Below are 13,419 nucleotides of genomic sequence, written 5' to 3'. Positions count from 1 at the left end.
TGTATCGATACAGGGAGGTTATTTTATGAGAACGATCAAGGGGCCGGGTCTTTTTCTCGGCCAGTTTGCCGGCGATGCCGCACCCTTCAACAGCTGGGACGGCATTACCAAATGGGCGGCGGAAAAAGGCTACCTCGGCGTGCAGGTGCCGACCTGGGCCGGGCAGCTGATCGATCTCAAAAAAGCAGCGGAATCGAAGGATTATTGCGACGAGTTCGCCGGTGTTGCGCGCCAGAACGGCGTGGAAGTGACCGAGCTTTCCACCCATCTGCAGGGTCAGCTCGTCGCCGTTCATCCCGCCTATGACGAGGCCTTTGACGGTTTTGCCGCACCGGAAGTGCGCGGCAACCCCAAGGCGCGTCAGCAATGGGCGGTGGAGCAGGTGAAGCTGGCGCTGAAGGCGTCGAAAAATCTCGGCATCAAGGCGCATGCGACCTTCTCCGGTGCGCTCGCCTGGCCCTTCGTCTACCCGTGGCCGCAGCGCCCGGCCGGTCTGGTGGAAACGGCCTTCGATGAGCTGGCGAAACGCTGGACGCCGATCCTCGATTATGCCGATGAGCAGGGTGTGGATGTCTGCTACGAAATCCATCCGGGCGAAGACCTGCATGACGGCGTGACCTTCGAGATGTTCCTGGAGCGGGTGAAGAACCACAAGCGCGCCAACATGCTCTACGACCCCTCGCATTACATTCTGCAATGCCTCGATTATCTCGACAATATCGACATCTACAAGGACCGCATCAAGATGTTCCACGTCAAGGACGCGGAGTTCAATCCGACCGGACGGCAGGGCGTTTATGGCGGTTATCAGGGCTGGGTCAACCGCGCGGGTCGGTTCCGTTCGCTGGGCGACGGGCAGGTGGATTTCGGTGCGGTCTTCTCCAAGATGGCGGCCAATGATTTCGATGGCTGGGCCGTGGTCGAGTGGGAATGCGCGCTGAAGCACCCTGAAGATGGCGCCCGGGAAGGGGCCGAATTCGTCAAGGCGCATATCATCCGCGTCACGGAAAAAGCCTTTGACGATTTCGCATCGAGCGGCACAGACGATGCGGCCAACCGCCGTATGCTTGGGCTTTGAGAGCATTTCAGGGGAGATATTATGGCTATTGAAGGAAAGACAACCGACAAGGCGAACAAGCGGATTCGCCTTGGCATGGTGGGTGGCGGTTCGGGGGCATTTATCGGCGGCGTTCACCGCATGGCCGCGCGGCTCGACAATCGCTTCGATCTCGTGGCGGGGGCCCTGTCCTCGACGCCGGAAAAATCCCTCGCCTCCGGCCGTGAGCTGGGGCTAGATCCCGAGCGTTGCTACGGTTCGTTCGAGGAAATGGCCGAAAAGGAAGCGCTGCGTGAGGATGGCATTGAGGCCGTGGCGATCGTCACCCCCAACCATGTGCATTATCCGGCCGCCAAGGCGTTTCTGGAGCGCGGCGTCCATGTCATCTGCGACAAGCCGCTGACCTCCAACCTGGAAGACGCCAAAAAGCTGAAGCAGGTGGCCGACAAGGCCGATGCCCTGTTCATCCTCACGCATAATTATACCGGCTATCCCATGGTGCGGCAGGCGCGGGAACTGGTGGAGGCCGGTGAACTCGGCACCATCCGTCTGGTACAGATGGAATATCCGCAGGACTGGCTGACGGAAGCGGTGGAACAGACCGGTGCGAAACAGGCTGTCTGGCGTACCGATCCGGCGCAATCGGGCGTCGGCGGTTCCACCGGCGATATCGGCACCCATGCCTATAATCTCGGTTGCTTCATTTCCGGTCTGGAAGCGGATGAGCTGGCGGCGGATGTGCACACCTTTGTCGAAGGCCGCCGGCTGGACGACAACGCGCATGTGATGCTGCGCTTCAAGCAAAAGGGCGGCAAGCAGGCGGCCAAGGGGCTGCTCTGGTGCAGCCAGGTTGCGGTCGGTCACGAAAACGGGCTGAAGGTTCGTGTTTATGGCGACAAGGCCGGCATCGAGTGGACGCAGGCCGACCCGAACTATCTCTGGTTCACGAAGCTTGGCGAGCCCAAGCAGTTGATCACCCGTGGCGGCGCCGGGGCAGGGGCTGCGGCAGCACGCGTCACCCGCATTCCGTCCGGCCACCCGGAAGGTTATCTCGAAGCCTTCGCCACCATCTATACCGAGGCGGCGCATGCCATCGAAGCCCGCCGCACCGGCTCGGCGCTCGACGCGGCGGTGATTTACCCGACCGTGGATGACGGGGTTAAAGGTGTCGCTTTCGTCACGGCCTGCATCGAGTCCGGCAAGAAGAATGGCGGCTGGGTGAAGCTATAAGATTGCGCACGGGGGCGTGGCAAGCTTCTTCTCCCCGCCGGGGAGAAGGTGGCCCGAAGGGTCGGATGAGGGGCAACGTTGCCGAATATCTCGATCCTTGCCCCCTCATCCCGCTGCCGCGGACTTCTCCCCGCCGGGGAGAAGAAACAAGTGGCATGCGCTCGCGTCATCGCTTGGCTCTTGGTTCAGGATTATTTGTCGGAACCGGAAGGATGAAGGCTGTGGCGATACGCGACTGCGATGCAGAGCTTGGCCTGCCTCCACCCAACGCCATCAATTGACGCGGCTTGACTGCGTCTGCGCCCGTTCCGTTATGGGGCAACCGTCCTCAATCTTTGTCCAGGACGAAACGTTGAGCTTCATCTCGCAGCGCGCGAGATAAGAGCCGCCATCGACCTTCAGGCAGGATGTCTGGCCGAGCTGGAACATGACGCCGCGATTTCGGCATTTGCAATTGTGGGCATCCGCCAAACTTGGAATAAGGGCCATGATCAGGCCAAGTATGAGCACTCCAGAACGCATGGCTGAGGCTCCAAAGGATATCCCGCCAGATTACTCCTGTCCGAGGGCATAGTCAAAACGTCTTCCCTCCACGACGCCCATGCCTGAAGGCCGGTAATCCCTGCTAACTCCCCCGCTATCCCCCGATCAAAATCGCGCGGATATCATTCACGTTCGTCAGTGTCGGCCCCGTCACGACAAGGTCTCCTGCTGCCCTGAAAGCGGTGTAGCTGTCGTGGCCCACGAGCGACTGGCGCGGATCGACACCGGCAGCGCGCATGCGGGCAAGCGTGTCCGGTGTCACCACCGCACCCGCCGCATCCTCCACGCCGTCTATGCCGTCGCTATCGCCGGCAATGGCCCATATGCCGTCCGCACCTTTGAGCGTCAGCGCGAGGCTCAGCAGGAATTCCGTATTGCGGCCGCCCTTGCCGGCCGGCCCCTTGCCGCCAACTCCCCTGTTCAGCGTGACCGTGGTTTCGCCGCCGGAAAGCAGCACGGCCGGGCCTTTGACCGGCAGGCCCTTGCGGCTGGCGGAAAGGGCGATGCCGGCCATGACGGCGCCGACATCTTTTGACTCGCCTTCCAGCGAATCTCCGAGGATGAGCGGCGTAAGGCCAAGTTTCACCGCCTCATCCGCTGCCGCCTGCAGGGCGAGCGAGGGAGCGGCGATGAGCCGGATATCTTCCTCGATATCGCCCGCCTTCGGGGTTTCCTCGCCTTTTTCCAGCACCTTGCGCACGTTTTCGGGAAGATCGAGCGCATAACGCGAGACGATTTCCCGCACGGTTTCGATGTCGCTCGGATCGGCAACCGTCGGGCCGGAAGCGATTTCGGAGGGGTCGTCTCCGGGCACGTCGGAAATCAGCAGTGAAACAACCCTGGCCGGTTTGGCGGCCAGCGCCAGCCGTCCGCCCTTGATGCGGGAGAGGTGCTTGCGCACGGCGTTCATTTCCGAAATCGTCGCGCCGCTGGCAAGCAAAGCACGATTGACGGCCATCTTGTCGGCAAGCGTCATGCCTTCGGCGGGGGCGACCATCAGCGCCGAACCGCCGCCGGAAATCAACGCGATCACCATGTCTTCGGCCGTCAGGCCCTCAACGGCGGCGAGAATGCGTTTGGCCGCTTCCGCACTTTTGTCATCAGGCACGGGATGCGAGGCCTCGATGATCTCGATACGGGAGGTTGGAACGGCATGACCGTAACGCGTCACCACCACACCGGAAAGATCGACATGCGGCCATGCCGCTTCGAGCGCGGCAGCCATGGCGGCCGAGGCCTTGCCCGCCCCCACCACCACGCAGCGGCCTTTGGGCGGGGAGGGAAGGTGGTGTTGCAGCACCTTTGCTGGATCGGCGCTTGCGACTGCCGCCATGAAAATCCGGTTGAGGGCGTCTTTGGCGCGGCTGTCATTCCATGCGGTCATCGGTTCATACTCCAATCCAGAGCGCGCCAAGCGCCAAAAGGGCGGGCAGCGCCTGAATGAACAGGATCTTCATGGTATTGGCGGTAACGGCACCGAAAATACCGGCCACCAGAACGCAGGTGAGGAAGAAGACCTTGAAGCTCAGCCCGGTATCGCCCTGCATGAGCCCATAGATCAGCCCGGCTGCCAGAAATCCGTTATATAGCCCCTGATTGGCGGCCAGCACCTTCGTCTGCCGGGCGAAATCCGCCGAGAGACCGAAGGCCTTGCGGCCGGCCGGTTTTTCCCACAGCAGCATTTCCAGAATGACGATGTAAATGTGGATGGCCGCAACCACGGCAATCAGAATGCTGGCGATCATCGGCGGTTTCCTCCAAAACGCTGATGTCCGTGGTGCATCGGTTTCTCGTGAGAAGAACGGCAGCGAACGGACAATTCCGTTTTAACGGCGGGACGAAGCGCTGCAAGGGCTTAATCCTCTCTTCCCGTGCAAACTGTTGATGAGCGACAGCCTGTTGCTTGACTCTTTGCTGAAATAGGAACAAAACAAGAACAGCAAGATTGAAAATCCGGAATTGAAAACCGTCATGCCATGCAAAAGCGCGCGGACCAGTTGCTCGTTGTCGAAGAGCTGCGTGAAAGGCTGGAAAGGATCGGTAACGGCCCTGAGCGGCTGCACGAGACCCTGCCTTTCGGCGTGGATGCCATCGACCATCACCTGCCGGGAGGCGGGCTGAAGCTCGGTTGCCTGCATGAGCTGAGCGGCGGCGGCAATGGCGCTGCCGATGGGGCAGCGGCAGCGCTGTTTGCTGCCGGTGTGGCGGCACGGCTTTCCGGCAAGGTTTTATGGTGTGTCACCCGGCGGGATCTGTTCATGCCGGGTCTGACACAGGCCGGCCTGTCGCAGAACCGGCTCATCATCGTTGAATGCCGCGATGAGAAAGGCGTGCTCGACTGTTTCGAGGAGGGCTTGCGCTGCAATGGTTTCGGCGCGGTGATGGGTGAAGTGGCGAAACTGCCGATGACCGCCTCGCGGCGGCTGCAGCTGGCGGCGGAAACCTCTGGGGTTACCGGCATCGCCATCCGCCGCTTCCGGCGTCAAGCCGATGCGGCGCTGTTCGGTGAGCCGACGGCGGCGGTGACCCGCTGGCGCATTTCCGTGCGGCCTTCATCCCCCCTGCCGGTGCCGGGAGTGGGCAGGCCGCGCTGGTTTCTGGAGCTTTTGCGATGTCGCGGCGGCGAAAGTGCCGAATTTGAAGTGGAAGCCTGTGATGCAAAGGGTCGTCTCGCTCTACCTGCCGACATGGCCGACGGATCGTTTCCGGCGTCTTTCGGGCAAGAACGCGCCGCCGGTTGAAAAGCCGCTGGTCATGATCGGCCGTCAGGGCAGCCGCCGGCTGGTGCTGGCGCTCGACAAGGCGGCAAAGGCAGCGGGCATCCGCCCCGGCACGCCGGTCAGCAAGGCGCAGGCGCTGGTGCCGGGTCTTCTCGTTGAAGATCTGGATGCGGCTGGTGATGCCCGCGCCCTGCAGCAGCTGGCCTTTCATTTCCTGCGCATCTATGCCCCGATCGTCGCCGCCGACCCACCCGACGGGCTGGTGCTGGACACGGCGGGTGCGGACCATCTGCATGGCAATGAGACGCTGATGCTAAGCGGCATGGTCAACCGCCTGCATGCCGCAGGCTTTACCGCCCGCGCCGCCATTGCCGATAGCTGGGGTGCGGCCCATGCGCTGGCGCGTTTTAGCCCTGAGGTAATCAGCATCGTGCCGCCGGGCGGGCAGCGTGCGGCGATCAGCGGCTTGCCGCTTGCTGCGCTCAGGGTGGAGGAGCGTATCGTTTCCGGGCTGAAGGTGCTCGGTTTCCGCAGCATCGGCGAGCTTGCCGAAGCCCCGCGCGCGCCGCTGACCCTGCGTTTCGGCCCCGAGATCGTTCGCCGTCTTTCCCAGGCGCTCGGCGAGATCAGCGAACCCATCGAACCGGTGCGTGTGGCCGAACTGGTGGAGGTGCGGCGCGCCTTTCCCGAACCCATCGCAGCGGCGGAAACGATTGCCCGTTATAGCCAAAAGCTGGTTGCCGAACTTTGCGTCGCGCTGGAAAAGCGCGGCCTCGGCGCGCGCCGGGTCGATCTGGTGCTGCACCGGGTGGATAGCGGCCTGCAGGCCATACGGGCCGGCACATCCAGACCGGTGCGCGATGTCAAACAGCTTGTCCGGCTTTTGACCGACCGTATCGACACCATCGATCCCGGCTTCGGCATCGAGATGATGGTGCTGACCGCCACCCATGCCGAGCCGCTTGTCGCCGCGCAGGCCCGTTCTTCGCTTCTGGAGGAAGGCCGTGCGGAAATCGCCGATACGGTCGATGTCATCCTCAATCGCGGCCACCGGGTCTATCGTTATGCGGCGGTGGCAAGCGATGTGCCGGAACGTTCCCTTACTTCAGTTGCGGCGCTGGCGCCTGATGATACGCTCGGCTGGCCCGGCCACTGGCCGCGTCCAGTCAGGCTGTTTGCCAGGCCTGAACCCATCGAGACGCTGGCGCTGCTGCCCGACCATCCGCCGCGTTATTTCCTCTGGAAAGGCGCGCGCCATAATGTCAGGCGCGCCGACGGACCGGAACGGGTGTTCGGCGAATGGTGGAAACGCGACCGGGAAAAGGCTGCGGTGCGCGATTATTTCATGGTGGAAAACGAAGGCGGCGAGCGCTTCTGGATTTTCCGCTCCGGTGATGGCGAACATGCCGAAACGGGCTCGCAGGGTTGGTTCATCCATGGGGTCTTTGCATGAATACGCCCCGTTATGCCGAGCTGCAGGTGACCACGCATTTTTCCTTCCTGCGTGGGGCAAGCTCCTGCGAAGAGCTTTTCGAACAGGCCAAAAGCCTCGGCATCGAGGCGCTTGGTATCGTGGACCGCAACAGTCTTGCGGGCATTCCCCGCGCTTATGAAGCCGCCAATAATCATGGCATCCGCCTCATCATCGGCTGCCGGCTCGATCTGGATGACGATCTTTCCGTGCTTGTTTATCCCATGGATCGCCCGGCTTACGGGCGGCTTTGCCGGCTGCTTTCCATCGGCAAGAAAAGGGGCGGCAAGGGCAAATGCCGGCTGGCTTGGGACGATCTTGTTGCCTATGGCGAAGGCCTGATCGTGGTGCTGCTCGCCGATCTGGCCGATGATCTCTGCGCGCTTCGCCTGCGGCGGCTGAGGGCCGCCTTTGCCGACCGGGCTTATATGGCGCTCAGCCTCAGAAGACGTCCCAATGACCAGATGCGTCTTTTCGAACTGTCGAACATGGCGCTAGCCGCAGGTGTACCGACCGTGGTGACCAATGACGTGCTGTTTCATGTGCCCGAGCGGCGCATGCTGCAGGATGTCGTCACCTGCATCCGGCACAATTGCACCATCGACGAGGCGGGTTTTCGCCGCGAGCGGCATGCCGACCGCTATATGAAACCGCCGGAAGAGATGCACCGGCTGTTTGCCCGTTACCCCGAGGCGCTCTCCCGCAGTCTCGAAATCGCGAAACGCTGCAAATTTTCGCTGAAGGAACTGGTCTATCAATATCCCGAGGAGCGCACGCTGCCGGGGCTGACGGCGCAGCAGGCGCTGGAAAAACTGGTATGGGAGGCGGTGCCGGGGCGGTATCCGCACGGTTTGCCGGAGAAGGTTGAAAAGGCGTTGCTTCATGAGCTGGCGGTTGTCGGCAGGCTGCAATATGCCTCCTATTTCCTGACCGTGAATGCCATTGTCCGTTATGCGCGCTCAAAAGATATTCTATGTCAGGGACGTGGTTCGGCGGCCAATTCGGTTATCTGTTTTGTGCTTGGCATCACCGCCATCGATCCTGCCCTTTTCAGCAATCTCGTCTTCGAACGTTTCGTTTCCGAGAACCGGGGAGAACCGCCGGATATCGACGTGGATTTTGAACACCAGCGGCGCGAAGAGGTCATTCAGTGGGTCTATGACACCTACGGCCGTGACAAGGCCGCACTCTGTTCCGTCGTTACCCGTTATCGCGGGCGTGGAGCGCTGCGCGATGTCGGCAAGGTTCTGGGCCTGCCGGAAGACCTGACCAAACTTCTGTCTTCGCAGGTCTGGCGCTGGAGCGAGGGGGTAGGTGAAAAGCAGGTGAAGGAGCTGAACCTCAATATGGAGGATCGCCGCCTGAAGCTTGCCTTTGAACTGGCCAACCAGCTTGTCGGCACACCGCGCCATCACAGCCAGCATCCGGGTGGCTTTGTTCTGACCCATGACCGACTGGACGAGCTGGTACCGATCGAACCCGCCGCCATGGACGACCGCCAGATCATCGAATGGGACAAGGACGATATCGATGTCGTGAAGTTCATGAAGATGGATTGCCTGGCGCTTGGCATGCTCTCCTGCATGAAGCGCGGCTTCGACATGCTGGAGGCACGCATGGGCGAGAAATATGATCTCGCCGCCATGCCGCCGGATGACGGGCCTACCTATGCCATGATCCAGAAGGCCGATACGCTCGGCACGTTCCAGATTGAAAGCCGGGCGCAGATGTCGATGCTGCCGCGCCTGAGGCCGAAGGAGTTTTACGACCTCGTCATTCAGGTTGCCATCGTTCGCCCCGGCCCCATTCAGGGGGATATGGTGCATCCCTATCTACGCCGCCGGCAGGGAAAGGAGCCGGTCCTTTTTCCGAAAAAAGAACTTGAAAGCGTCCTGGGAAAGACGATGGGTGTTCCACTGTTTCAGGAGCAGGCGATGCGGATCGCCATGGATTGCGCCGGTTTCACCGCAGATGAAGCGGACCAGCTGCGCCGGGCCATGGCGACTTTCAAGAATGTAGGCACCATTTCCAAATTCAGGGAGAAACTGGTCACGGGCATGGTAGAGCGCGGTTATGAGCAGGAATTCGCCGAACGCATCTTCAAGCAACTGGAAGGTTTCGGCAGTTATGGTTTCCCCGAAAGCCATGCGGCTTCCTTCGCGCTGATCGCCTATGCCTCCTCATGGCTGAAATGCCATCATCCCGATATTTTCTGTACGGCGCTTCTCAATTCGCAGCCCATGGGTTTTTACGCCCCGGCGCAGATCGTGCGCGATGCGCGTGATCATGGTGTCGAGGTGCGTCCGGTCTGCGTTAATAGCAGCCGCTTCGATTGTACGCTGGAGCCTACGGGCAAGAAGAATGGCAAGGGTGAGGAGCGCTTTGCCGTGCGGCTTGGCCTGCGCATGGTGAAGGGGCTTTCCAATGATCATGCTGCAAAAATCGTCGCCGCCCGGCAGGATCGGCCTTTTGCCTCCGTTGACGATCTGTGGCGAAGGGCGGGTGTTCCGGCCGCCGCCCTTGTCTGTCTCGCCGAAGCCGATGCCTTTTTGCCGGCGCTTTCGCTTGCCAGGCGCGAGGCGCTCTGGGCCATCAAGGCCCTGCGGGATGAGCCGCTGTCGCTTTTCGCCGCCGCTTCCATCAGGGAAAATGCCGTTATCGAAGAGCTTCAGGAACCCTCCGTTGCGCTCAGGCCCATGACTGATGGTGGCGAGGTGGTGCAGGATTATGGCCATGTTGGGCTGACGCTGCGCGAACACCCCATGACCTTCCTGCGGCATGATCTTTCCCGCCGCCGCATCGTCACCTGTGCGGAGGCGGTGCGCGTTCGGGATGGCACATGGCTGGAAACGGCCGGTCTGGTGCTGGTGCGCCAGCGCCCCGGTTCGGCAAAGGGCGTGATCTTCATGACACTGGAGGACGAGACGGGCATTGCCAATGCGGTGCTGTGGGTCAAAACCTTCGAAAAATACCGCCGCGTGGTGTTGTCCGCCGGCATGGTCGGCATTTACGGCAAAATCCAGCGGGAAGGTGAGGTGGTCCATCTGGTCGCCCACCGGCTGACCGATCTGTCAGAGGCCCTGGCAAGCGTGGGCGAGCGCAATCGCGCTTTTCCCCTGCCGCATGGGCGGGGCGATGAGTTCCACCACGGCATGCCGCCGGAAGATCATCGCACTATCAGGAAACACGCGCCGGCTACGGTCGATGATGACGATGAGGTGGAGCGGATAAAGGTCATTTCCCGCAATTTCCACTGAGACATATTCCTATGCCGCATCCTCCAGCCCGGCCGTGTCCTTCCTGCGGAACTGGCTGGGCGGCGCGCCGAGCACACGTTTGAAGGCGCGGCTGAAGGAGGCTTCGGAATCGTAACCGAGCTTTTCCGCCGCCACTGTCACGCGCATGCCTTCGCGCAACCACAGCCGCGCCTGATGCATGCGCACGCGCACCACATAACGGGCCGGGCTTTCGCCCACCACGCGGGTGAAACGTTCCGCGAAACTGGAGCGGGATGCGCCCATCAGCGAGGCAAGCTCCTCCACGCTCCAGTCCTTTTCGGGGTTGAGGTGGATGGCGGCCAGCACCCGCCCGAGTTCGGGATTGCGCACGGCGGCCAGCCAGCCGCTGGAATCGCCGCAGCCATATTCCACCCATGTACGGATCAATGTCGCGGTCAGCACATCGGCAAGCCTTGCCAGAATGCCGCCCGCACCGACGCGGTTCAGTTCCACCTCGCGCGTCATGGCTTCAAGCAGATGGGGGATGGCCGGGTCGCTTTTGGCCAGATCGCTGGTCAGCATCACATCCGGCATCAGCTGCAGCAGCGGGTGCAGATTGTCCATGTTGAACCGCATGGAAGCGGTAAAGGCCACGGTATCGCCGCCGGCGCTGGCGCATTGCAAGTCGAAAACGCCCTGGCACACTTCCTTCTTGCCGAAACGGTCGAAGGGGGAAGGCGTCACATTTTCGCCGCTGCCCAGCACATGGGCGTGGCCACGGGGCAGGAGCACGGCGTCGCCGCAGGTCAGCGTCAGCCATTCCCCGGAAGGTTTCTGCAATTTCGCCTGACCGACGCCGATGAAATGAAACCGCGCGGCTTCCTGTTCGGGAAAGGCTGTCGCCCAGGGTGTGGCCATGCGGCACCGGCCGTATTCGACACCATCGAGCCTCAGGCCACGCAACATTTCGGTCAGGGCATCATTCATGGCGCTCTCGCAAATTCGGATGTTTGGTTAAGGAATATGGATTTTCTAGCATGGAAACGCCGAGATGTCACGCATAGCTTATGTGCATCGATTTGCGGTTGTTGAACCAGGCTCCCACCGGTTTCACCATTTCGCCTTTCCGTTTCAGGACGCATTCCGGGAATGCGCGTCAGGAGATTTTCATGAACAACCGGACCATAAACGAGCTTGAATATGTGCCGCGCAAGACAGAGCCGGATGCGAAATGGGCGGCCGTGGTTTCGCTTTCGCTCGGCGTTTTCGGGCTGGTGACGGCGGAATTCCTGCCGGTCAGCCTTCTTACGCCGCTTTCGGCCGATCTCGCCGTCAGCTCCGGCATTGCCGGTCAATCCATCGCCGTTACGGCGCTGGTCGCGGCGGTCGCCGGCCCCGGCGTCGTCATCGGCACACGCAGCATCGACCGCCGCTGGACATTGCTTGGGCTGACCACGCTGCTGATCATTTCCAGCACGCTGGCCGCCTTCGCCAACGGTCTTTTCATGCTGTTCGCCTCGCGCGTCCTGCTCGGCATCGGCCTTGGCGGCTTTTGGGCCATGTCGGCGGCGCTGGCGCTGAGGCTCGTGCCGCTTGAGAAGATGCCGCGCGCCATGGCCATTATCCTGACAGGGGTTTCGGTCGCTACCGTCTGTGCAGCGCCGGTGGGCGCATGGATCGGCGCGACGCTTGGCTGGCGCTCGGCCTTTGTGGTTGCGGGCGCGCTCGGTGTCATCGCACTTTTAGTGCAATTGCTCACCGTTCCGTCGCTGCCGCCGGCTGGCGCACCCGGTCTTTCCACCATGTTCCGCCTGTTGCAGCGGCCGCAGGTGCGGATCGGCCTTCTGACGACGCTGTTCATCGTTGCGGGTCATTTTGCCGGCTTCACCTATGTCCGTCCGTTCCTGGAAGATGTGACGCTTCTTGGCGTCGAGGCGATTTCGCTCGTCCTTCTAATTTATGGTGTCGGCGGCTTTTTCGGCAATCTCTTCGGCGGTTTCCTCTCCGAGAAAAACACGGCATGGGCCGTGACATTTGCGGCGACTCTCATCGCGGCATCGGCCTCCGTTCTGGTCGTGGCGGGTGCGTCGCCCCTGATTGCCGGCCTTGCCATCGCCTCCTGGGGCTTCGCCTTCGGTGCGCTTCCGGTCAGTGTGCAGAGCTTCATCACGCGGGCCGCTTCCGATGAAGCGGAAAGCGCCGGTGCGCTGCTGCTCACCACGTTCCAGATCGCCATTTCCAGCGGTGCGGTTCTGGGCGGCCTGTTGATCGATCTTCAGGGGGCGACGATGGTCTTCGTCTTCGTGGCGATTGCCGCCCTTCTCGGTGCATCGCTGATGGCGTCGCGCCGTGGCGTGGTGCCGCAGGTCGAGGCATCGCAGGGGTAATTGGTTGGAGAAAACGGACCCGCATCCCCTGCGGGTCCTACTCCTCCTCAAACCGTCTTGATCGCATTCTGCGTCCGGTCTTTACCGACCTCGATCACATGACGCATGGCTTTCACCGCCGCATCCGCGTCACGCGCTGCAATGGCGTGGACTATGCGCAGATGATTGGACGCGATTTCGGCGATGGTGCCAGGCGAAGCGGCCGGCGACGAGAGCTGGAAGGAAATGGCAAGTGCTGCTTCGATCAGCCCGCTTGCCGAGCGCATGAAGGGGTTGCCGGACATATGCGCCACGGCGAGGTGGAATTCGAGATCGACCTTGGCGATGCTTTCCGGTGTATGTTTCGGATTATCGAATTTGGCGGCGATGACGTAAAGCGAAACGATATCGTCATTGGAGGCCTGCAGGGCCGCTGCTGCTGCCGCTGCCGGCTCCAGCGCCAGACGGATCTCCGCCAGATGCGTGACGAATTCCTGGTCTATGCCGGCCTCGCAGCGCCAGCCCAGCACATCCGGATCGAAGAAATTCCAGCTCGAGCGGTCAAGAACGCGGGTGCCCACTTTCGCCTTGGGCTCCACCAGCCGCTTCGCCGCCAGCGTCTTCATGGTTTCGCGCAGCACGGTGCGCGAGACCCCGAAGCGCATGGAGAGTTCCGCGTCATTGGGCAGCAGGGAGCCTTCCGCAATTCTGCCCGAGACGATGGCGCTGCCGAGTTCGGAGACCACATGGGCGTGGCTGTTCCGGCGTTTTCGCCCGCTTATCGTCGTTTCGAGCAGCCCCAAGCAAGCCTCCC

Annotated in this window: 11 protein-coding genes; 6 read left to right on the top strand and 5 right to left on the bottom strand. The window is 61.8% G+C overall.

Going from position 1 to position 13,419, the window contains the following annotated elements; translation table 11 throughout:
* Positions 1-25: 25 nt before the first annotated feature.
* Both ACIK7D_RS18515 and ACIK7D_RS18510 read left to right on the top strand, forming a co-directional pair.
* On the top strand, positions 26-1,078 hold the full coding sequence (locus ACIK7D_RS18515; RefSeq protein WP_059757362.1) for a sugar phosphate isomerase/epimerase: 1,053 nt from the start codon (positions 26-28) through the stop codon (positions 1,076-1,078).
* A 21-nt stretch (positions 1,079-1,099) separates the two neighbouring features.
* On the top strand, positions 1,100-2,287 hold the full coding sequence (locus tag ACIK7D_RS18510; RefSeq protein ID WP_400157012.1) for a Gfo/Idh/MocA family protein: 1,188 nt from the start codon (positions 1,100-1,102) through the stop codon (positions 2,285-2,287).
* A gap of 273 nt (positions 2,288-2,560) precedes the next feature.
* Here the strand turns inward: ACIK7D_RS18510 and ACIK7D_RS18505 are convergent, their stop codons facing one another.
* From ACIK7D_RS18505 to ACIK7D_RS18495, 3 genes are all read right to left on the bottom strand, one after another.
* On the bottom strand, positions 2,561-2,809 hold the full coding sequence (locus ACIK7D_RS18505) for a hypothetical protein (RefSeq protein ID WP_080820656.1): 249 nt from the start codon (positions 2,807-2,809) through the stop codon (positions 2,561-2,563).
* 115 nt (positions 2,810-2,924) lie between these two features.
* Complete coding sequence (locus ACIK7D_RS18500) at positions 2,925-4,214, bottom strand: glycerate kinase (RefSeq protein ID WP_400157011.1); 1,290 nt, start codon at positions 4,212-4,214, stop codon at positions 2,925-2,927.
* A gap of 4 nt (positions 4,215-4,218) precedes the next feature.
* Positions 4,219-4,575, bottom strand: a complete 357-nt coding sequence (locus ACIK7D_RS18495) for a DUF1304 domain-containing protein (RefSeq protein WP_080820661.1) — start codon at positions 4,573-4,575, stop codon at positions 4,219-4,221.
* A gap of 231 nt (positions 4,576-4,806) precedes the next feature.
* Here ACIK7D_RS18495 and ACIK7D_RS18490 point away from each other — a divergent pair, with 231 nt between their 5' ends.
* The 3 genes from ACIK7D_RS18490 to ACIK7D_RS18480 are packed head-to-tail and all read left to right on the top strand — an operon-like array spanning position 4,807 to position 10,278.
* Positions 4,807-5,571, top strand: coding sequence for an ImuA family protein (locus ACIK7D_RS18490; protein WP_127758068.1), 765 nt, complete (start codon positions 4,807-4,809; stop codon positions 5,569-5,571).
* Positions 5,486-7,003, top strand: coding sequence for a Y-family DNA polymerase (locus ACIK7D_RS18485; protein WP_400157010.1), 1,518 nt, complete (start codon positions 5,486-5,488; stop codon positions 7,001-7,003). The genes ACIK7D_RS18490 and ACIK7D_RS18485 overlap by 86 nt, the downstream gene beginning before the upstream one ends.
* The gene (locus tag ACIK7D_RS18480; protein ID WP_400157009.1) at positions 7,000-10,278 is read left to right on the top strand and encodes an error-prone DNA polymerase; all 3,279 of its coding nucleotides are present in this window, start codon (positions 7,000-7,002) and stop codon (positions 10,276-10,278) included. Before ACIK7D_RS18485 ends, ACIK7D_RS18480 begins: the two co-directional genes overlap by 4 nt.
* 9 nt (positions 10,279-10,287) lie before the next feature.
* Here ACIK7D_RS18480 and ACIK7D_RS18475 read toward each other — a convergent pair whose 3' ends face one another.
* Positions 10,288-11,226 carry an AraC family transcriptional regulator gene (locus ACIK7D_RS18475; RefSeq protein ID WP_080820666.1) on the bottom strand — a complete coding sequence of 313 codons (939 nt, stop codon included), beginning with the start codon at positions 11,224-11,226 and terminating at the stop codon, positions 10,288-10,290.
* 182 nt (positions 11,227-11,408) lie between these two features.
* Between ACIK7D_RS18475 and ACIK7D_RS18470 the strand changes: the two genes are divergently transcribed.
* Positions 11,409-12,626, top strand: coding sequence for an MFS transporter (locus tag ACIK7D_RS18470; RefSeq protein ID WP_400157008.1), 1,218 nt, complete (start codon positions 11,409-11,411; stop codon positions 12,624-12,626).
* A 47-nt stretch (positions 12,627-12,673) separates the two neighbouring features.
* On the opposite strand, the gene ACIK7D_RS18465 is transcribed toward ACIK7D_RS18470, so the two are convergent.
* Entirely contained in the window at positions 12,674-13,408 is a 735-nt protein-coding gene (locus tag ACIK7D_RS18465) for a FadR/GntR family transcriptional regulator (RefSeq protein ID WP_127758065.1), read from the bottom strand.
* Between the last annotated feature and the right edge of the window lie 11 nt (positions 13,409-13,419).

It is taken from the genome of Agrobacterium sp. P15N1-A (assembly GCF_044626815.1).
In the GTDB taxonomy this organism is placed as follows: Bacteria; Pseudomonadota; Alphaproteobacteria; order Rhizobiales; family Rhizobiaceae; genus Agrobacterium; species Agrobacterium leguminum.
This window is presented reverse-complemented; position numbering and strand designations above follow the sequence as displayed.